At 71.0% G+C, this 18651-nt stretch carries 18 protein-coding genes and 1 rRNA gene; 9 read left to right on the top strand and 10 right to left on the bottom strand.

Going from position 1 to position 18651, the window contains the following annotated elements:
- The 3 genes from ACS5PV_RS30995 to ACS5PV_RS31005 all read right to left on the bottom strand — a co-directional run.
- Positions 1-114 (bottom strand): 16S ribosomal RNA (locus ACS5PV_RS30995); the annotation flags it as partial.
- A gap of 517 nt (positions 115-631) precedes the next feature.
- Positions 632-3277, bottom strand: coding sequence for an MGH1-like glycoside hydrolase domain-containing protein (locus tag ACS5PV_RS31000; RefSeq protein ID WP_455399163.1), 2646 nt, complete (start codon positions 3275-3277; stop codon positions 632-634).
- 109 nt (positions 3278-3386) lie between these two features.
- Positions 3387-4535 carry an epoxide hydrolase family protein gene (locus tag ACS5PV_RS31005; RefSeq protein WP_455399164.1) on the bottom strand — a complete coding sequence of 383 codons (1149 nt, stop codon included), beginning with the start codon at positions 4533-4535 and terminating at the stop codon, positions 3387-3389.
- Positions 4536-4664: 129 nt separating this feature from the next.
- Between ACS5PV_RS31005 and ACS5PV_RS31010 the strand changes: the two genes are divergently transcribed.
- From ACS5PV_RS31010 to ACS5PV_RS31020, 3 genes are all read left to right on the top strand, one after another.
- Entirely contained in the window at positions 4665-5750 is a 1086-nt protein-coding gene (locus tag ACS5PV_RS31010; RefSeq protein WP_455399165.1) for an isocitrate/isopropylmalate dehydrogenase family protein, read from the top strand.
- Positions 5751-5778: 28 nt separating this feature from the next.
- Positions 5779-6678: an NAD(P)-dependent oxidoreductase gene (locus ACS5PV_RS31015; RefSeq protein WP_455399166.1), complete on the top strand. Its 900-nt coding sequence runs from the start codon at positions 5779-5781 to the stop codon at positions 6676-6678.
- 65 nt (positions 6679-6743) lie between these two features.
- On the top strand, positions 6744-7448 hold the full coding sequence (locus tag ACS5PV_RS31020; RefSeq protein ID WP_455399167.1) for a glutathione S-transferase N-terminal domain-containing protein: 705 nt from the start codon (positions 6744-6746) through the stop codon (positions 7446-7448).
- A gap of 192 nt (positions 7449-7640) precedes the next feature.
- Here ACS5PV_RS31020 and argC read toward each other — a convergent pair whose 3' ends face one another.
- On the bottom strand, positions 7641-8582 hold the full coding sequence (gene argC / locus ACS5PV_RS31025; protein ID WP_455399168.1) for an N-acetyl-gamma-glutamyl-phosphate reductase: 942 nt from the start codon (positions 8580-8582) through the stop codon (positions 7641-7643).
- 235 nt (positions 8583-8817) lie between these two features.
- On the opposite strand from argC, the gene ACS5PV_RS31030 reads away from it, so the two are divergent.
- On the top strand, positions 8818-9342 hold the full coding sequence (locus tag ACS5PV_RS31030) for a DUF5872 domain-containing protein (protein WP_455399169.1): 525 nt from the start codon (positions 8818-8820) through the stop codon (positions 9340-9342).
- A gap of 71 nt (positions 9343-9413) precedes the next feature.
- On the opposite strand, the gene rpsI is transcribed toward ACS5PV_RS31030, so the two are convergent.
- The 3 genes from rpsI to ACS5PV_RS31045 form a co-directional block, all read right to left on the bottom strand.
- Complete coding sequence (gene rpsI, locus ACS5PV_RS31035; protein WP_455399170.1) at positions 9414-9905, bottom strand: 30S ribosomal protein S9; 492 nt, start codon at positions 9903-9905, stop codon at positions 9414-9416.
- A 1-nt stretch (position 9906) separates the two neighbouring features.
- The gene (gene rplM, locus ACS5PV_RS31040) at positions 9907-10368 is read right to left on the bottom strand and encodes a 50S ribosomal protein L13 (RefSeq protein ID WP_455399171.1); all 462 of its coding nucleotides are present in this window, start codon (positions 10366-10368) and stop codon (positions 9907-9909) included.
- Between the two features lie 201 nt (positions 10369-10569).
- Positions 10570-11010 (bottom strand): PaaI family thioesterase, encoded by a 441-nt coding sequence (locus ACS5PV_RS31045; protein WP_455399172.1) that lies wholly within the window; start codon positions 11008-11010, stop codon positions 10570-10572.
- A 96-nt stretch (positions 11011-11106) separates the two neighbouring features.
- On the opposite strand from ACS5PV_RS31045, the gene ACS5PV_RS31050 reads away from it, so the two are divergent.
- The gene (locus ACS5PV_RS31050; RefSeq protein ID WP_455399173.1) at positions 11107-11889 is read left to right on the top strand and encodes an enoyl-CoA hydratase; all 783 of its coding nucleotides are present in this window, start codon (positions 11107-11109) and stop codon (positions 11887-11889) included.
- Positions 11886-12410, top strand: a complete 525-nt coding sequence (locus tag ACS5PV_RS31055) for a CoA-binding protein (protein ID WP_455399174.1) — start codon at positions 11886-11888, stop codon at positions 12408-12410. The genes ACS5PV_RS31050 and ACS5PV_RS31055 overlap by 4 nt, the downstream gene beginning before the upstream one ends.
- 9 nt (positions 12411-12419) lie before the next feature.
- On the opposite strand, the gene ACS5PV_RS31060 is transcribed toward ACS5PV_RS31055, so the two are convergent.
- The 3 genes from ACS5PV_RS31060 to ACS5PV_RS31070 form a co-directional block, all read right to left on the bottom strand.
- Positions 12420-13175, bottom strand: coding sequence for an N-acetylmuramoyl-L-alanine amidase (locus ACS5PV_RS31060; protein WP_455399175.1), 756 nt, complete (start codon positions 13173-13175; stop codon positions 12420-12422).
- A gap of 11 nt (positions 13176-13186) precedes the next feature.
- The gene (locus ACS5PV_RS31065; protein ID WP_455399176.1) at positions 13187-13912 is read right to left on the bottom strand and encodes a TerB family tellurite resistance protein; all 726 of its coding nucleotides are present in this window, start codon (positions 13910-13912) and stop codon (positions 13187-13189) included.
- A 164-nt stretch (positions 13913-14076) separates the two neighbouring features.
- Complete coding sequence (locus tag ACS5PV_RS31070; RefSeq protein ID WP_455399177.1) at positions 14077-14346, bottom strand: hypothetical protein; 270 nt, start codon at positions 14344-14346, stop codon at positions 14077-14079.
- A gap of 266 nt (positions 14347-14612) precedes the next feature.
- On the opposite strand from ACS5PV_RS31070, the gene ACS5PV_RS31075 reads away from it, so the two are divergent.
- The 3 genes from ACS5PV_RS31075 (at position 14613) to ACS5PV_RS31085 (ending at position 18491) form a co-directional block, all read left to right on the top strand.
- Positions 14613-15272, top strand: coding sequence for an urease accessory protein UreE (locus ACS5PV_RS31075; protein WP_455399178.1), 660 nt, complete (start codon positions 14613-14615; stop codon positions 15270-15272).
- A 288-nt stretch (positions 15273-15560) separates the two neighbouring features.
- Positions 15561-17882 carry a methyl-accepting chemotaxis protein gene (locus tag ACS5PV_RS31080; protein ID WP_455399179.1) on the top strand — a complete coding sequence of 774 codons (2322 nt, stop codon included), beginning with the start codon at positions 15561-15563 and terminating at the stop codon, positions 17880-17882.
- Positions 17883-18113: 231 nt separating this feature from the next.
- The gene (locus ACS5PV_RS31085; RefSeq protein ID WP_455399180.1) at positions 18114-18491 is read left to right on the top strand and encodes a hypothetical protein; all 378 of its coding nucleotides are present in this window, start codon (positions 18114-18116) and stop codon (positions 18489-18491) included.
- Positions 18492-18651 lie beyond the last annotated feature (160 nt).

Below are 18651 nucleotides of genomic sequence, written 5' to 3' on the forward strand. Positions count from 1 at the left end.
TCCCACGCGTTACTCACCCGTCTGCCGCTGACACCACAAGGATGCCCGCTCGACTTGCATGTGTTAAGCCTGCCGCCAGCGTTCGCTCTGAGCCAGGATCAAACTCTCAAGTTGAAGAGCTGATCAAAGCTGATCACAACAAAACGGAGGCTCACAATCGATCGGCGTTTCCACCTGATCGTGTGAGCACCGAAACGTCAGACCAGCATCATCCTACTCACGACCGGTTCCGAAGAACCGGCCCGCAGGGACGACGCCGTCCACGCTTCTCTTTCTCGTATGAACTTGTCAAAGAGCTGACCGGGCCGAAGCCTGATCCTATACCCTGGAGAACAGAAAGCAGCGCCGGGTTGCCCTGGCCCTTGCTTCGCCGTCTCTGAGGAAGTCCTTCGGGCTGAGCCGTATGTCTCGGCGCCCCGTCGGTGAGCGGTCGTTTAAGGGTAGCCGGCTCGCCTGTCAACTCGGCCGGATCCCGGAGGATGCGGCCGAGGCGACGGGGGAGGGCAGTGGACTGCCCGAGCCCTGCAGTCGGCTTGTACCCTAGATAGGTATGCACGCACGTCGTTCAAGATCTGCCGTCGACACCTCGGCGCTGGTTCGCGAGATGCGTGGACCGCGATGCCGGAGACGCTCACCCCTCGCCCGGGCGCCGCCGGGCGCGGCGGTGCAGCAGGTTGAGAACCAGGGCGGTCCAGCCGGTCTGGTGCGAGGCGCCGAGGCCGCGGCCGGTGTCGCCGTCGAAGAACTCGTGGAACAGCAGCGCCTCGTCGTCGCCGTCCGGCGGGCGGGGGGCGTCGCCGAGGGCCGGGCGGCGGCCGGCCTCGTCCTTGGTGAACAAGGCGATCAGCCGGTCCTCAAGGGCATCGGCGATCTCCGACAGGGAGAGGAGCCGCCCCGATCCGGTCGGATACTCGACCCGGAAGTCGTCGCCGTAATAGGCGTGGAAGCGCCGGAGCGAGTCGACGATCAGGTAGTTCATCGGCAGCCAGACCGGCCCGCGCCAGTTCGAATTGCCGCCGAACATCCCCGAGGTGGAATCGGCCGGGTCGTAGCGCACGGTGAACGAGGCCCCGAGCGCGTCGAGGGTGAACGGCTGCGCCTGATGCGCCTTGGAGAGCGAGCGCACGCCGTAGGCCGAGAGGAATTCCGCCTCGTCGAGCATGCGGCGCAGGAGCGCCTTCATCCGCTGGCCGCGCAGGAGCGACAGCAGCTTGCGGTCGCCGACGCCGCCCTCGGCCCAGCGCGAGACCAGGCGGGCGAGGTGGGGGCGGTTCTCCAGCACCCAGTGCAGGCGCCGGGCGAAGTCCGGCAGGCGCTGGAGCATCAGGGGGTCGATCACCTCGACGGCGAAGAGCGGCACCAGCCCGACCATCGAGCGCACCCGGAGCGGGGTCATGCGCCCGTCGGCGAGGTCGACCTGGTCGTAGTAGAACCCGTCCTCCTCGTCCCAGAGCCCGAAGCCTTCACCGCCCATGTCGGTCATCGCCTCGGCGATGAGCAGGAAGTGCTCGAAGAACTTCGAGGCCGTGCTCTCGTAGACGTCGTTGTGCAGGGCGAGCTCGAGGGCGATGCGCATCATGGTCAGCGCGTACATCGCCATCCAGGCGGTGCCATCGGCCTGATGGACGAGGCCGAAGCCCGGGGGCGGGCGCGAGCGGTCGAACACCCCGACATTGTCGAGGCCGAGGAAGCCGCCCTGGAAGACGTTGCGGCCGGTCGCGTCCTTGCGGTTCACCCACCAGGTGAAGTTGATGAGGAGCTTGTGGAAGACGCCCTCCAGGAAGGCGAGGTCGCCGCGCCCGCCGCGCCGGTCGCGGTCGATCTCGAACACCCGCAGCACCGCCCAGGCATGGACCGGCGGGTTGGTGTCGCCGAACTCCCACTCGTAGGCCGGGAGCTGGCCGTTCGGGTGCATGTACCACTCGCGGGTCAGGAGCAGGAGCTGCGCCTTGGCGAAGTCCGGATCGAGCAGGGCGAAGGGGATGCAGTGGAAGGCGAGGTCCCAGGCGGCAAACCACGGATACTCCCACTTGTCCGGCATCGACAGCACGTCGGCGGCGGCCATGTGGGCCCAGCCGGCGTTGCGGCCGCGGCGGCGCTCCGGCGGGGGAGGGGGCTGGAGCGGGTCGCCGCGCAGCCACAGGCCGACGTCGTAGCGGTAGAGCTGCTTGGTCCAGATCAGCCCGGCGGCGGCCTGGCGGTAGATCCGGCGCTCGTCCGGGTCGGTGATCCCGTCCTGGAGGGCGTCGTAGAAGGCGTCGGCCTCGGCGAGGCGCCGGGCGAGGACGGCGCCGCCCGCGTCGACCGGGCGCGGCGTGCCGCCGGCCGCGAGGCGCAGGCGAACGACCGCGCGGCCCTCGGGCGGCAGGGTCAGGGCGTAGTGCAGGCCGAGCTTGGTGCCGCCCTCCGCCACGACGGCGTCGGTATCGCCCGCCACGATCGCCGCTTCGAGCCCGTCCTTGAACGGCCCGAGTGCGCCGGGCCGGCGCGGGTTGGTCTCGTTCTCGCAGAACAGCAGGCGAGGCGCGCCGTCATAGGTCAGCCGGTAGGAGCCGAGGCGCGGGTGCTCGCAGGCGACGCTGCCGTCCGGGCGCGCCGTCAGCCGGGGCCGCCAGGCTTCGCCGCCCTCGCGCCAGGACCAGGTGTTGCGGAACCACAACTGGGGCACGAGGTGCAGGGCCGCCGGCTCCGGCCCCCGGTTCACCGCCGTGACGACGACGTGGATGTCGTCCGCGTCGGCCTTAGCGTACTCGACCGTGACGTCGAAGAAGCGCCGGCCGTCGAAGATGCCGGTCTCCTCGATCTCGTATTCGGGCGCGTCGCGGCCCCGGCGGCGGCTCTCGGCGAGCAGCGCCTCGTACGGGAACGGGCCGTGCGGGTAGCGGTAGAGGTACTTGAGGTAGGCGTGGCTCGGCACCGCGTCGAGGTAGTGGTAGACCTCCTTGACGTCCTCGCCGTGGTTGCCCTCCTCGTTGGTCAGGCCGAACAGGCGGTCCTTCAGGATGCGGTCGCGCCCGTTCCAGAGGGCGAGCGAGAGGCACATCAGCCCGTGATCGTCGGTGAGCCCGGCGATGCCGTCCTCGCCCCAGCGATAGGCCCGGAAGCGCGCCTCCTCGTGCGTGAGGGAGCGCCAGGCGTTGCCGTCGCCGCTGTAATCCTCCCGCACGGTGCCCCATTGCCGCTCGCTGAGATAGGGGCCCCATAGCGACCAGGCGCGCTCGCCCCGCGCCTGCTCGGCGATGCGCCGGCGCTCGGCCCAGCCGTCGGGCTCGCTCACGCCCGGTCTCCGGACGCGCGCATCACTCTGGGGAAGGGCTGACGATGCATGGGGCGGCCGCGTGCGAGGGCTGGAGCCCGCCGCCATGCATCTTCGGCGCCAGCTTGGGTTATCCGCGTAAGGAAGCCGCGAAGGCCCGCACGTCCTCGGCGAGGAGGTCGGGCTGCTCCAGCGCCGCGAAGTGGCCGCCGCGCGGCATCTCGGTCCAGCGGCGCAGATCCGGGAACATCGTCGATTCCGCCAGCGAGCGGGGCGGGCGCACCATCTCCTTCGGGAACGCCGCGTAGGCGGTCGGCACCCGCACCGTCTCGCCGTCCGGGACCGGCCAGGGCCGGTGCATCCGCGCGAAATAGGGGTGGAACGACGAGCCGATCGCACCCGTGAACCAGTAGAGCGAGATGTTGGCGAGCATCCGGTCGCGGGGGATCGCGGTCTCGATCGTGCCGTCGCAATCGGACCACGACCGGAATTTCTCCGCAATCCAGGCCGCGAGGCCGGCGGGCGAGTCGGTCAGCGCGAAGGCGAGCGTCTGGGGCTTGGTGCCCTGGATCCACTGGTAGCCGGTCTCTTCCTTGAGCCAGGTGCCGACGCGCGCGTAATGGGCCGCTTCCTCGGGCGTCGCGTCGCGGCCCGACAGGTCGCGGCGCACCGGCAGCATGTTGAGGTGCAGGCCCTCGACCCGCTCCGGGTACCGCCAGGCGAGCCGGGTGGTGATGAAGGCGCCCCAGTCGCCGCCCTGCGTCATGAAGCGGTCGTAGCCGAGGCGGGTCATCAACTCCGCAAAGTGGTCGGCGATCTCCTCGACGCCGAGGCGCGGCTGGCCGGGGCGGAAGGACAGGCCGTAGCCGGGGAGCGAGGGGGCCACCACCGTGAAGGCGTCCTCAGGGCTCCCGCCGAAGCGGGCCGGGTCGGTCAGGCGCGGGATGAGGTCGAGGAACTCGAACACCGAGCCGGGCCAGCCGTGGCAGAGGAGGAGCGGGCGCGGGTTGGGGCCCTGTCCGGGCACTTGCAGATAATGGAGGTCGATCTCGCCCACCCGCACCTTGGCTTGCGGGAAGGCGTTGAGGGCGGCTTCTTGCGCGCGCCAGTCGAAATGGTCGCGCCAGTAGGCGACGAGGTCGGCGAGGTAGGTCACGTCGGTGCCGTAGGTCCAGGGCGCCTCCGGCGCCTGGTCGGGCAGGCGGGTGCGCGCCAGGCGCTCGCGCAGGTCGGCGAGGGCTATGTCCGGAACGTGGTAGGTGAACGGCGCTTCCGTCATCGGCGGCTTCCTCCCTTGCCGTGTATCCCTCGCATGCGTCGGACCGGATGTCCCGGCCCGCGGGGCTATGCTAGGCGCCCCCGCAAAGGTTCCGCGGCGAACGCGGATCTCAAGGGGAGGAGCGCGGACATGGCGCAGTACCGCATCGCCACCATCGAGGGCGACGGCATCGGGCCCGAGGTGACGAAGGCCGCGCTGGCGGTGCTGACCGAGGCCTGCGGCACCGGCACCCTCGCCTTCGAGAGGCTGGAGGGCGGCGCCGGGCACTACGTGAAGAGCGGCGAGGTCCTGCCGGACGACACCTTCGCGGGCTGCCGCGAGGCGGATGCGATCCTGCACGGGGCCGCCGGCCTGCCGGGCGTCGTCTATCCGGACGGGACGGAGGTCGGCAACGACCTGCACCTGCGGCTGCGCTTCCGCCTCGACCTCTACGCCAACGTCCGGCCGATCAAGCTCCTGCCGGGCGTGCTCTCGCCGTTGCGCGCCTTCGAGGGCGGCGGCATCGACTACGTCGTCGTGCGCGAGAACACCGAAGGTCTCTATGCCAGCCGCGGCGCCGGGGTGGTCCTGCGCGACGAGATCGCCTCGGACAGCCTGGTGATCACCCGCAAGGGCACCGAGCGGGTGGCGCGCTTCGCCTTCGACCTCGCCGCCGGGCGCAACGGGGCGCCGCGGGACGGGCAGCGCCGGGTCACGGTCTGCGACAAGGCCAACATCCTGCGGTCTTACGCCTTCTTCCGCCGGATCTGCGACGAGGTCCATGCCGGCTATCCCGGCATCGCCATCGACTACGCCTATGCCGACGCGATCACCGTGCACATGCTCAAGCGGCCGGACTTCTACGACGTGATCGTGGCCGAGAACATGTTCGGCGACATCATCTCGGATCTCGGCGCCGCGACCGTCGGCGGCATGGGCATCTCGCCCTCGGGCGAGATCGGCGACCGCCACGCGCTGTTCCAGGGCGCCCACGGCTCGGCGCCGGACATCGCCGGGCAGAACGCCGCGAGCCCGATCGCCACCATCCTGTCGGGGGTGATGATGTTGCGCTGGCTCTCCGACCGGAAGGCCGATGCCGGCCTCAAGGCGGCGGCCGACCGGATCGAGGCGGCGGTGGGCACCGTGCTCGCCGAGGGCCGGGCGGTGCCGCGCGACCTCGGCGGCGGCGCGACCTGCACCGAGGTGACGGACGCGGTACGCCGGGCCCTCGCCTGACTTCGTTCATCTCCAGGAGACGACCATCATGAGCAAGCAGACCATAGGCATCGTCGGCGTCGGGCTGATGGGGCACGGCATCGCCCTCAACGTGGCGCGCAAGGGCTGGCCGCTCGGCTACCTCGACCATCCGGGCAACCAGCCGACGGACGACCTCGACGCGCTCGGTGCGACGCGCCACGCCGACCGGGCGTCGCTGGCGCGGGCGAGTGAGGTGGTGATCCTGTGCGTCACCGGCACGCCGCAGGTCGAGGACGTGCTGCTGGGCCGGGACGGCCAGCGCGAGGGCGGGCTCCTCTCGGCCTTGAGGCCGGGCACGGTGGTGGTCGATTGCTCGACCGCGGTCCCGGCCTCGACGGCGCGGGTCGCGGCGGCGGTGGCGCAAGCCGGCGGGCGCTTCCTCGACGCGCCGATGACCCGCACGCCGAAGGAGGCGGCGGAAGGGCGCCTCAACCTGCTGGTCGGGGCCGAGCCCGACCTGTTCGAGACGATGAAGCCGCTGCTCTCGGCCTTCGCGGAGAACATATTCCACGCCGGGCACGAGGCCGGGGCGGGCCACACCCTGAAGCTCCTGCACAATTACGTCTCGCTCGGCTCAGTCACGCTGATCGCCGAGGCGGCGGCCTGCGCCGGCCGGGCCGGCCTCGCGCCCGAGATCCTGGTCGACGTGCTGCGCAAGGGCGGCGGCCACGGCGCGGCCCTCGACCGGCTCTCGCCCTACCTGCTCGCGGGCGATTCCTCGCCGATGCGGTTCTCGATCGCCAATGCCCACAAGGACCTGGGCTACTACGTGGCGATGGCCGAGACGCTGGGCGCCGAGCACGCGGTCGCCGACGGCGTGCTGGCCGATCTCGACGGCCTGGTCGAGGCCGGGCACGGGGCCGACCACCTGCCGCTGGTGGCCAAGCACTTCGCGGCGAAGAGCTGACACACCGCTTGCCCGGCAGGGGAGGGCGGGTATCGTCGCGGCCCGTTCAAGGGAGCCGTTTCGCGATGTCCGACCTCTCCGCCTTCCCGATCACCGCCCGCTGGCCGGCCCGCCACCCGGACCGGATCCAGCTCTACTCCTTCCCGACCCCGAACGGCGTGAAGGTGTCGATCGCGCTCGAGGAACTCGGTCTCCCCTACGAGGCCCACACCGTCGCCATCGGCAAGAACGAGACCTGGACGCCGGAATTCCTCTCGCTCAACCCCAACGGCAAGATCCCGGCGATTATCGATCCGGACGGGCCGGGGGGAAAGCCGCTCGCCCTGTTCGAATCGGGCGCGATCCTGATGTACCTCGCCGAGAAGACCGGGCGGCTGATCCCCGCCGATCCGGCCGGGCGCTACGAGACGGCGCAGTGGCTGTTCTTCCAGATGGCGGCGCTCGGGCCGATGTTCGGTCAGCTCGGCTACTTCCACAAGTTCGCCGGCCGCGAGATCGAGGACAAGCGCCCGCTCAATCGCTACCGCGACGAGTCGAAGCGGCTGCTCGGGGTGCTGGAGACGCGGCTCACCGGGCGCGACTGGATCATGGGCGCGGATTACACCATCGCCGACATCGCGATGCTCGGCTGGGTGCGCAACCTGATCGGCTTCTACGAGGCGCGGGATCTGGTGGAGTACGACGCGCTCACCCACGTCCCAGCCTGGCTGGAGCGGGGGCTGGCCCGGCCGGCGGTGCAGCGGGGGCTGGAGATCCCGCCGCGGGGGTAGGGCTCGGAGCCTGCTCGGCCAACGACCTCCATCCCCACCCACAACCTCATCCCGAGGTGCCGCGCAGCGGCCTCGAAGGGGGGCTCCAGGTATCGCCGAGATTTCTGGAGGCCTCCCCTTCGAGGCTCACTGCGTTCGCACCTCAGGATGAGGTCGCGGATGGGAGAGAACGGATTCTCGGCGACCGGATCCTCAATCCAGGTCCAGCATCAGGCGCAGGTTCTGCACCGCGGCGCCCGAGGCGCCCTTGCCGAGGTTGTCGAGGCGGGCGACCAGCACGGCGTGGCGGTGGCTGTCGGAGCCGAACACCCGCAATTCGAGCCGGTCGGTGTCGTTCAGCGCCTCGGGCTCGATGCGCTCGCGATGCGCGCCCTCCTCGGCCCCGGTCACCACCTTGACGAGCCTGGCGCCTTCGTAGCGGGCGACGAGGGCGGCCTCGAGGTCGCCCGGGCTCGGCTTGCCGGGCAGAAGGTCGAGGTGGAGCGGGATCGACACCAGCATGCCCTGGCGGAAGTTGCCCACCGACGGCACGAAGATCGGGCGCCGGGTCAGGCCGCTGTATGTCTGGGTCTCGGGCAGGTGCTTGTGGTTGAAGCCGAGGCCGTAGAGCTGGAAGGCCGGGGCCTCGCCGGCCTCGTAGGATTCGATCATCTTGCGGCCGCCGCCGCTGTAGCCCGACACCGCGTTGATGCTGATGGGGAAGTCGGCCGGGATCAGGCCGGCATCGATCAGCGGGCGCAGGAGCGCGATGCCGCCGGTCGGGTAGCAGCCGGGATTCGAGACGCGGCGCGAGGCCCGGATCGCGGCTTCCTGCCCCGGGGCCAGCTCGGCGAAGCCGTAGGTCCAGGCCGGGTCGACCCGGTAGGCGGTGCTGGCGTCGAGCAGCCGCGGGCCGCCGCCGGACAGCGAATCGGCGAGCGCCGCGGTCTCGCGCGAGGCCTCGTCGGGCAGGCAGAGGATGACGAGGTCGACCTCGGACAGGAGTTGGCGCTTCGCCTCCGGGTCCTTGCGGCTCTCGTGCGGGATCGACCGGACGGTGATGTCGCTGAAGGCGTCCAGGCGCTCGCGGATGCCGAGACCGGTCGTGCCGGCCTCGCCGTCGATGAAGACGCTCGGGCTGTGCTTGCGGGTCATGGGCGATAGGCTCCGTGGCGCGGGCCGGCCGATGCCGGGCGACGCGCGGGTTGATTGGCGGCGGGGGACCGTCGAGTCAATCCGCCATGACGGCCCGGGGCATCGAGCGTGCCACGGCGACTGCGACGATTGAGTGTCGCGCCGTTTCCACAACACGACCGCGCCCCAGAGGAACCCGGTCCGTGCGCCCCGGTTGTGCTGCCAGATCGACAGCAGACGATGTGAGGAGCACACCATGGCCGCCACCGCCAAGAAGACCGACCCGAAGCTCTGGGACAAGGTCAAAAAGGACGTCACCCGCTCCTCCAAGGGCGGCAAGCCCGGCCAGTGGTCGGCCCGCAAGGCGCAGATGGCCGTGCAGGAATACAAGGAGGAAGGCGGCGGCTACGAGGGCAAGAAGTCGTCCGACAACCACCTCAAGCAGTGGACCGACGAGGAGTGGGATACGAAGTCGGGCAAGAAGAGTGGTGAGACCGGCGAGCGCTACCTGCCGAAGAAGGCGCGCGAGAAGCTCTCCGACGACGAGTACAAGCGCTCGACCGCCAAGAAGCGCGCCGACAGCGCCAAGGGCAAGCAGCACTCGAAGCAGCCGAAGGACGTGGCGAAGAAGGCCGCCGCCGCCCGCAAGGCGTCGCACAAGGCCGGGGGCCGGGATGGCGGGCCTACCAAGGCCGAGCTGATGCAGAAGGCGCGGGCGAAGAACATCCCGGGCCGCTCGACGATGTCGAAGGGCGAGCTGGAGCGGGCTTTGAACGCCTGAGCCCAAAACGCACAACGGGCGGGCCCGCGGGGGCCCGCCCCTTCCATGTCGCGACAACCGAAGAGGTCGCCTTAGCGCTTCGAGAACTGGAAGCTGCGGCGAGCCTTCTTGCGGCCGTACTTCTTGCGCTCGACCACGCGCGGGTCGCGGGTCAGGAAGCCTTCGCGCTTGAGCGGGCTGCGCAGCGCGGGCTCGTAGTAGGTCAGGGCCTTGGACAGACCGTGGCGCACCGCGCCGGCTTGGCCGGAGAGGCCGCCGCCGGCAACCGTGACGACGATGTCGTACTGGTCGACGCGGTCGACGATCTGGAGCGGCTGCTGCAGGATCATGCGCAGCACCGGGCGGGCGAAGTAGGTGTCGACCGGGCGGTCGTTCACCGTGATCTTGCCGGCGCCGGGCTTGATCCAGACGCGGGCGATCGCGTCCTTGCGCTTGCCGGTGGCGTAGGCGCGGCCGAGGGAGTCCAGCTTCTGGACGTGGACCGGGGCCTCGTTCTCGCCCTGCGACGAGTTCTGGGCCTTGCTGGCCTGACCGAGGTCGGCGAGGGACTGAAGGGTCGCCATCTTACGCGCTCACGTTCTTGCGGTTGAGAGCGGCGACGTCGAGCGTCTCCGGCTGCTGGGCGGTGTGGGGGTGCTCGTTGCCCTTGTAGACCCGGAGGTTGCCCAGGATCTGCCGGAACAGCGGGCCGCGCGGCAGCATGCGCTCGACGGCCTTCTCGACGACGCGCTCGGGGAAGCGGCCCTCGAGGATGAACTTGGCCGAGCGCTCCTTGATGCCACCCGCATAACCAGTGTGGTGGTAGTACACCTTCTGGTTATACTTGCGGCCGGTGAACTTCACCTTCTCCGCATTGATGACAATGACGTTATCGCCGCAATCGACGTGGGGCGTGTACTGGGGCTTGTGCTTGCCCCGCAGACGCATCGCGATGACCGACGCCAGGCGGCCGACCACGAGGCCCTCCGCGTCGATGATCACCCACTTCTTGTCGACGTCGGCGGGCTTCAGCGAAAAGGTCTTCATCGCGGATAGGTCCCGGAAGTCTTGGACAAAAAACATGACGCCGCCGCGGTCGGGAACGAGCGCGTGGCGGCGATGGCCGGCTCAGTAATCGAGGAACGCGCCGGCGTCAAGCGACACCGAAATTCCCGGGAGGCAAAAAGCTGAGTTTTTCGAGTGGTTTCCGTGAAGCGGTATCATGATACCGCTGAATTGGGGCCTGTTTCAGCGCGGCGGCAGCGCGTAGGTGCCGGTGGCGTGGCAGACGAGATCGTCATTGCCGGTCTCTCGGCCGGCACTGCGAATCAGCACCTCGCCGACGGCGAGCGTGCGCCCGAGCTTGAGCAGGCGGGCCTCGGCCAGGAGGTCTTCTTTCGCGGGCTTGCGCATGAAGTTGAACGACAGGTTGGTGGTGACGGCGAGCGCGACCGGTCCGATCTGGGCCAGGATCGCGACGTAGAGCGCCACGTCGGCGAGCCCCATCATCGCGGGACCCGACAGGGTGCCGCCGGGGCGCAGGTGGCGCTCGTGGTAGGGCAGGCGCATCGTCGCGGTGAGAGGACCGACGCTCTCGACCACCGGCCCCGGGCCGCCGTGATGGATCTGCGGGAAGACCTCGTCGAGGAAGGCCGCGACCGCGTCGCGGTCCATCATCAGGGAAGGCATGCGTGGGCTTTGTCCGGTTGGCGTCATGCACGATCTTGCAGCACGGCGCCCGGCACCGGACAATAGGCCATCCGTTTCGCCCCTAGCCGAGACCGCATGTCCGAGACCCTGATCCTGCGCGACGACCGCGACGGCGTCGCGACCCTGACCCTGAACCGGCCGCGGGCCCGCAACGCCCTCTCGCACGCGATGCTGACCGCGCTCTCCGAAGAGTTCGCCCGGCTCTCCACCGACGAGAGCGTGCGCGCCGTGGTGCTGGCCGCGGAAGGGCCGGCCTTCTGCGCCGGCCACGACCTCAAGGAGATGACCGCCTACCGGGCGGACGCCGACCGGGGTGCTGCGCGCTTCAAGGCGCTGTTCGACCTCTGCTCGTCGGTGATGATGGCGATCCCCGCCCTGCCTCAGCCGGTGATCGCCGCTATCGAGGGCATCGCCACGGCGGCGGGCTGCCAGCTCGTGGCCTCCTGCGACCTCGCGGTGGCCGGGAGTGAGGCGCGCTTCGCCACGCCCGGGGTGCAGATCGGCCTGTTCTGCTCGACCCCGATGGTGGCGCTCTCGCGCAACCTGTCGCGCAAGGCCGCGATGGCGATGCTGCTCACCGCCGAGATGGCGGAGGCGGAGGAGGCGAAGGCGCTCGGCCTCGTCAACCGGGTGGTGCCGGCCGGCACCGCGCTCGACGCCGCGCAAGGCCTCGCCGCCGGCATCGCGGCCCGCAGCGCCTACACCGTGCGGGTCGGCAAGCGCGCCTTCTACGAGCAACTGGAGATGCCGCTCTCGGAGGCCTACGCCCATGCCGGCCGGGTGATGACCGAGAACATGCTGGCCCGCTCAGCCGAGGACGGCATCGCGGCCTTCCTCGACAAGAGGGCGGCCCGATGAACCACGACCGCTACGACGACGAGGCCTTGAGAAAGATCCTGCGGCAGGTGCGCTCGATCGCGCTCGTCGGGGCCTCCGCCAACCCGGCCCGGCCGAGCTGGATCGTCACCAAGTACCTCCTGGAGCGCGGCTACCAGGTGATCCCGGTCAACCCGGGCCTCGCCGGGGGCGAGATTCTGGGCCGGCCCGTGGTGGCGCGCCTCGCCGACCTCGCCCAGCCCGTCGACATGGTCGAGATCTTTCGCAATTCCGAGGCCGCCGGCCCCCTCGTCGACGAGGCGCTCGCCCTCGATCCGCTGCCCCAGGTGATCTGGATGCAGCTCGGCGTGCGCAACGACGCGGGCGCGGCCCGGGCCGAGGCGCGGGGCGTCACCGTGGTGATGAACCGCTGCCCGAAGATCGAGTACGGCCGCCTCTCGGGCGAGATCGGCTGGACGGGGGTCAATTCCCGCATCCTCAGCGCCAAGCGACCGAAGCTCGCCGCCAAGGGGTTCCAGAAGCTGACGATCGAGGAGCGGTGAAGCGGTCTCTTACGCGGGCTTCGCTGCCAGCAGGTCGCGCAACGTCGTGATGGTCGAGGCGTCGGCCACCCCGTCGACCCGGGCGGGGCGGAAGTGGCGCTGGAACGCCGTGACCACGTCCTTCGTCCGGGCGTCGAAGGTGCCGCTCACCGGCACGTCGTAGCCGTAGAGCGCGAACATCGATTGCAGCGCCTCGATCGGCTGGCCGGCATCGCCTTCGGAGAAGAAGCGCCCGTCGCGGATCGGGGCCGGCGGCACCCAGTGGCCGATCCCGTTCCGGTGCAGGGCCTCCCAGGGGAAGCTCTCGCCCGGGTCGATCTTGCGCTCGGGCGCGATGTCGGAGTGGCCGAGCACCCGGTCGGCGCGGATCGGCCAGCGCCCGAGGAGGTCGCGGCAGAGCGCCGTGACCGCGGCGACCTGCGCCTCCGGGTAGGGCGGGATGCTGCCGTCCGAGGCGTGGCCCGGATGCGCGATCTCGATGCCGATCGAGCGCGAGTTCACGTCCCGCACCCCCTCCCAGGCCGACACGCCGGCCTGCCAGGCGCGACGTGCCTCCGGCACCATCTGCACCACCCGGCCCTCCTCGAAGACGAGGTAGTGCGCCGAGACCTTGGCGAGCGGGTTGCACAGCCGCAAGAGCGCCTCGGACGCGCTCGCCATGCCGGTATAGTGCAGGATCAGCGCGTCGACCGGCAGGGTCCGCTCGTCGTGGTTGGGGGAGGGCACCACCTGGGTGGCGACCGGGCTGTCGGGGGTGAGGCTCATGCGGGGACGCTTCAGCTCAGGTGCCGCTCGGCGGCGATGCGGTCGTAGGCGGCGTTGATGGCGGCAAGCCGCCGCGTCGCGATGGCGACCGCCGCCGGCGGCAGGCCGCGGGCGATCGCCCGGTCGGGATGGTTCTCCGAGACGAGCGCCCGGTAGCGCGCCTTCAGCTCGGCATCGGTCAGGGTGCGGGCCGCGCCCAGCACCTCGTAGGGATCGTCGGCGAGCCGCAGGTGGCGGGCGGTGATCGCCGCGAAGCGCGCCTCGTCGAACCCGAAGATCGTCGCCACCTCGGCGAGGTAGCGCGCCTCGCTCTCGTGGACCGCGCCGTCCGCCTTGGCGATGTGGAACAGGCCGTCGAGCACGTCCTCGAGCAGGGCCGGCTCGTCGTGAAAGGTGTCGGCGACCTGCCGGGCATAGCCCTCGAAGCCGCTGGTGGTGCGCTTGGCAAGGTCGAACAGGCGCTCGATGCCGGCGCGCTCGTCGTCTGGCACCTGCACGATGTCGGCGAAGGCCGCGACCTCGGAGGGCGTCACCACCCCGTCCGACTTCGCCATCTTGGCGGCGAGCGCGACGAGGCCGGTGGTGAACACCACCTCCCGGGGGGTGGGGCCGAGCAGCGAGCCCTCGCGGTCGAGGAGGAAATGGCCGGCCACGGCGCCGATCAGCGCGCCGAGCGGACCGCCGGCGGCGAGCCCGATGCCCGCCCCACCGAGCTTGCCCCACACGCCCTGGCTCACGCGCACCTCCCGGTCGCGGTCGGGGAGGGGAGGGGGGCTGCGGGGAGGTGTCGGGGAGGCGGGGGCATCGTCGAGGGCGTCATGCCGTCGTTGTAGCGCCCCCGGAGCGTCTGCGGAATGTGGTAGCGCACCCGGCGGGGCCGGGCGCGCTCGCGTTCGCGCGATCAGCGGCAGAAGACGTTGCCGTAGGGATCGCGATAGGTGCCGTAGGGGCACTGGGGCGCGGTGGCCGCACCGACCACGGCGCCGCCCGCCGCGCCGATCAGGCCGCCCGCCAGCGCGCCGCCGGCCCGGCCGGTCGCCGCCGCGCCGATCGCCGCACCGGTCAGGCCGCCGAGGGCGGCGCCGCCGGCGGCGCGGTCGCCGGGGGTGTTGCAGGCGCCGAGCGACAGGGCCAGGGCGCCGGCGAGCGTGGCGGCGATGAGCTTCTTCATGGAGTTCTCCCCTCGTGCAAGGAACTTGTCGGTGTCGCGGTCCGGAAACCGGGTCGTCGACCCCGCACCCTCGCCCCGAGCTTAGCCGTAACCTGGCTGAACGACAAATGAGCTTGGCCGTCGGGGAGTTCCCGGCGCCCGCGCCGAACGGTTCACGAATCGTCACCGTGCGACGCCGAAGCCACACGGTCCGGGCCCTGCCCCGCGCCCGCCAAATGCTCTACAGGGAGCCGGACCGAAGGCCCGATACGCCCGCGAGGACCCCGATGCTGCGCGCCACCACCATCGTCCGCAAAGCCGCCGTGCGCTCCGACGCCGTCGCCGACGAGGTCGCCCTCGACCACGCCGCCCGCTCCCGCCGCAGCGCCGAGCTGACCACCAAGGGCGGTCTCAGCCTCCGGCTCGACCTCGACCGGACGACCGTGCTGGAGGACGGCGACGCGGTGCGCCTGGAGGATGGCCGCCTGGTGCGCATCCTCGCGGCCAGCCAGGCCCTGCTCGCGGTCACCGCCGAGAATCCGGTCCGGCTCACCCGCCTCGCCTGGCAGCTCGGCAGCAACCACGTCCAGGCCGAGATGAGTGCGGACGCCCTCTACGTCCTCGACGACCCGGTGGTGGCCGAGCTGATCCGCGGCCAGGGCTGCACCGCGACCGCGCTCCAGCGCCCGTTCCGCCCCGAGAAGGAGGCGGCGGCCCACGACCACAGCACCTGCGGTCACGATCACCACCATCACGGGCACGACCACGGCGACCATGGTCACGGCCACGAGCATCACGACCACGAGCACGGGCATCACGACCATGCCCATCATGGTCACGACCACGGCCACGATCACGGTCATGAGCACGGTCATGCGCACGACCACCAGCACCACGCGCATGACCACGGCCACGTCCACGGCCCGGGCTGCAAGCACGGCCACTGATCGCGGTCGACGCGCCGCCCGGGACCATTCCGGTTTGGACGCCCGGGTATTTCGGTGCCGAAAGCCCCCGGGTGGGATGACCCGTCATCTGCCGGGCGAGCACTCGCTCGTCCGGCAGGCATCCGGAGGTAACGGCGGACGTGCCGCCCGTTCCATTCGGCTCGACCGGATACGACTTCTGATATTTGTGCAGTGCGAAATCAATCTCCCGGCGAAGTCTTAAGTCGGGCTTAATCTGACTGTCGTAACTTCGCCCCCCGGTGACAGAAAATCCGGGTTCACGATCCGATGACGATCAAGGCGCGCCTCCTCTGCGGCTTCTCGGTGATGCTGGTGCTGACCGCCGGCGTCGCCGCCTCGGGCTGGGTCAGCCTCTCGGGCTTCGCCCGGCGCGTGGACACCGCGAACGCCGCGCAGGTGCTGGCGGGGCGCGTCGGCGATCTCGCGCTCGCCGCCGAGCGCTCGCTGCACGACGCGACCGGCCGGGGCGAGGGGGCGGTGACCGACGGCCTTGCCCGGGTCCGCGCCGGCTTTGCCGCCGTGCCGGGCGCGGAGGCGATGGCCCAGGGCACGGAGGCCTTCGCGCGCACCCGCACCGCCTACGCCGCCGAGCAGGAGCGCAAGGCGCAGGTTCAGGCCGGGCACCTGCGCCTGATCGAGGATCTGCAGGGAGCGGCCGGCCGGATCGGCGCGGCGCAGAAGGCCCGCCTGGCGGCGGCGAGCCTCGCGCTCCAGGAGAGCGTCGAGGCGCTCAAGGAAGCCGCCACCGCCGGCTCGCTCACCGGCTCGGCCGTCCGCGGCGCCCTCGAGATGCGCAACGGCGAGCAGGCCCCCGGCGGCGACCGGGCCCTGGTCGCCGAGCGCTACCGGCTCCTCTCGGCGATCCTGAAGCGGCTGGCCGGGCAGGACGCGATGCGGGTCCCGGCCAAGGCCGCCCTCGACGCCCTCGACGACTACTTCGACGCGATCGACCTAGCCCCGGAGGAGGCGGGGCGGTCCGAGACGATCGCGAAGGCCTTCACGGCCATCATGACGGCCCTGCGGGAGGTCGAGCAGGTCCAGAGCGACGCCGGCGCCGCCGTCCAGGCCCGCCTCCGGGAGCAGCAGGACCGGGTCGAGCAGGCGGCCAGCCTGCTCGGCGCCAGCGCCGAGGCGCTCGACGCCGCGAAGTCGCTCCAGATCGCCGAGATCGCCCTGTTCTCGGCCCGGGACGAGGGCGCGGCGGTCCTCGCCAGCGCCGATGCGCTGACGAAGGCGGTCGAGACCATCCTGCGCGTCGAGACCGACCCGGCCGCGCGGGGATCGATCGAGGACCTGATCGCCAAGGTGCGCGACATCAAGGGCCAGGTGCCGGGGATCGTCCAGGCCAACGGTGCGCAGGCCGCGATCCTCGCTGAGCGCGACGGGCACCTCGCCGCTCTCGTCACCGCTGCCCGCCGGGCCGGCGACGGCGAGCTCGCCCGGATCGGGTCCGAGCGGCGCGCCGCCGAGATCCTGCTCCTCGTCGGCGTGGCGCTCGCCGCCTCCCTCGGCATCGCGGCGGCGTTGTGGCTCGCCCGCGGCATCGTACGGCCGATCGGGCAGCTCGGCGCCGCGATGCGGGCGCTCGCCGCCGGCGACCTCTCGGCCGCGGTCCCGGCCCGGGAGCGGCGCGACGAGATCGGCGCCATGGCCCGCGCCGTCGGCGTGTTCCGGGACGCCCTCGCCGCCAAGGCCAGGAGCGACGCGGACGCCGCCGAGGCCGCCCGGCACCAGGCCGAGCGCGCTCAACGCCTCGGCACCCTGACCGCGGGCTTCGAGGAGACGATGACGTCCTCGACCCGGGGCCTGTCGCAGGCCGCCGACACGATGCAGGGCACCGCCGAGTCGATGTCGGCGGCGGCCGCGCGCACCAACGCCCGCTCGGCCGAGGTCGCGGACGCCGCCGCGCGCACCTCGGCCAACGTCGAGACGGTCGCCGCCGCCACGGAAGAGATGGCAATCTCGATCCGCGAGATCGCCCGCCAGGTCGCGCACTCGGCCACGATGGCGACCGATGCCGTCGGGCGCGCCCGGGAGACCGACGCCGTCATCGCGGCGCTCGCCGCCGGCGCCGAGCGCATCGGCGAGGTCGTGGTCCTGATCCAGGGCATCGCCGGCCAGACCAACCTTCTGGCGTTGAACGCCACGATCGAGGCGGCGCGGGCCGGCGAGGCCGGGCGCGGCTTCGCGGTGGTGGCGGCCGAGGTCAAGCAGCTCGCCGGCCAGACCGCGAAGGCCACGGAGGAGATCGGCGACCAGATCGCCCGCATCCAGGGCGCGACCCGCGAGGCCGTGGCGGCGCTGCAGGCGATCGGCGGGGTGATCGGCGAGATGTCCGAGATCGCCACCGGCATCACCGCCGCGATGGAGCAGCAGGGCGCGGCGACCCAGGAGATCGCCCGCAACGTCGGCGAGGCGGCGCAAGGGACGCAGGTGGTCTCGACCGGCATCCGCGACGTGCGCCGCGACGCGGAAGGCGCCGGCGAGGCCGCCGCCCGCGTGCTCGCCGCCGCCGAGGCGCTCGCCGGCACCGCGACGGGCCTGCGCGGGGAGGTGGATGCGTTCCTTGGGGGCGTGAAGGCGGCGTGAGAGCGGCGCTGCCCGGAGGACAACAAACCGGCCGAATCCGGGTTATACAGGGTCGAACCGTACAGCACGAAGGGTCGGCCGGGTGACTGCCACAGTGAAAACAGCGAGCGATTTCAGCGCCTGGCGGTTCTCCGTGGCTCCGATGATGGACGGGACGGACGGAGATCATTTCGCCTAGGGAAATTCGCTCTGCTGCAACTTCATGCTGTACGAAATGCTGTAGTCGATCCCATGCATTCGGCCGACCTGACAACCATCCCGCCCGCCGTCCTCTCCTGGTCCCGCGGCTTCGCCAGCCTCTCCCCCGGGGTCGTCCCGTGCCGCGGTCTCCGCCCCGACGAATGGCGCGAGACGCACCGCCGCTGCGGCGAATTCATCGAGCGCTGGGGGATGCAGGCGCACGCGGCCGGATGGGACACGCTGCGGCTGTTCGGGGTGAGCCCGGACCTCGGCGCGATCCGCGGCGACTACTGCGGCGTCCTGATCCCGCTCACCCGCGACGTGACCGAGGTCACCGACGAGTGGATCCGGATCGGGAATGGCCGGGCATACCGAGCCCATCCGATCAAGCAGCCGAGCATGATCCCGGTATGGGAGACGAAGCGATGACCGGCGGCGAGGCTTACAAGGAGACTCTCTCCAACGCCGATGTGCTTAGTTCGGCGATTGAGACATCCCCGCCGATCTATAGAAGACGTCAGAGCTGGAGACGGAAAATATAATCCTGCGCATTGCTGTATTTTTGTCTTGATTTAGAGTGCCTAACAGA

It is taken from the genome of Methylobacterium sp. Gmos1 (genome assembly GCF_053764715.1).

Bases quoted from the DNA above. Each gene is read 5' to 3' on its own strand.
- ACS5PV_RS31005 (WP_455399164.1), bottom strand. From the start codon at position 4,535: ATGACGGAAGCGCCGTTCACCTACCACGTTCCGGACATAGCCCTCGCC.
- ACS5PV_RS31010 (WP_455399165.1), top strand. From the start codon at position 4,665: ATGGCGCAGTACCGCATCGCCACCATCGAGGGCGACGGCATCGGGCCC.
- ACS5PV_RS31015 (WP_455399166.1), top strand. From the start codon at position 5,779: ATGAGCAAGCAGACCATAGGCATCGTCGGCGTCGGGCTGATGGGGCAC.
- ACS5PV_RS31020 (WP_455399167.1), top strand. From the start codon at position 6,744: ATGTCCGACCTCTCCGCCTTCCCGATCACCGCCCGCTGGCCGGCCCGC.
- argC (WP_455399168.1), bottom strand. From the start codon at position 8,582: ATGACCCGCAAGCACAGCCCGAGCGTCTTCATCGACGGCGAGGCCGGC.
- ACS5PV_RS31030 (WP_455399169.1), top strand. From the start codon at position 8,818: ATGGCCGCCACCGCCAAGAAGACCGACCCGAAGCTCTGGGACAAGGTC.
- rpsI (WP_455399170.1), bottom strand. From the start codon at position 9,905: ATGGCGACCCTTCAGTCCCTCGCCGACCTCGGTCAGGCCAGCAAGGCC.
- rplM (WP_455399171.1), bottom strand. From the start codon at position 10,368: ATGAAGACCTTTTCGCTGAAGCCCGCCGACGTCGACAAGAAGTGGGTG.
- ACS5PV_RS31045 (WP_455399172.1), bottom strand. From the start codon at position 11,010: ATGCCTTCCCTGATGATGGACCGCGACGCGGTCGCGGCCTTCCTCGAC.
- ACS5PV_RS31050 (WP_455399173.1), top strand. From the start codon at position 11,107: ATGTCCGAGACCCTGATCCTGCGCGACGACCGCGACGGCGTCGCGACC.
- ACS5PV_RS31055 (WP_455399174.1), top strand. From the start codon at position 11,886: ATGAACCACGACCGCTACGACGACGAGGCCTTGAGAAAGATCCTGCGG.
- ACS5PV_RS31060 (WP_455399175.1), bottom strand. From the start codon at position 13,175: ATGAGCCTCACCCCCGACAGCCCGGTCGCCACCCAGGTGGTGCCCTCC.
- ACS5PV_RS31070 (WP_455399177.1), bottom strand. From the start codon at position 14,346: ATGAAGAAGCTCATCGCCGCCACGCTCGCCGGCGCCCTGGCCCTGTCG.
- ACS5PV_RS31075 (WP_455399178.1), top strand. From the start codon at position 14,613: ATGCTGCGCGCCACCACCATCGTCCGCAAAGCCGCCGTGCGCTCCGAC.
- ACS5PV_RS31080 (WP_455399179.1), top strand. From the start codon at position 15,561: ATGACGATCAAGGCGCGCCTCCTCTGCGGCTTCTCGGTGATGCTGGTG.
- ACS5PV_RS31085 (WP_455399180.1), top strand. From the start codon at position 18,114: ATGCATTCGGCCGACCTGACAACCATCCCGCCCGCCGTCCTCTCCTGG.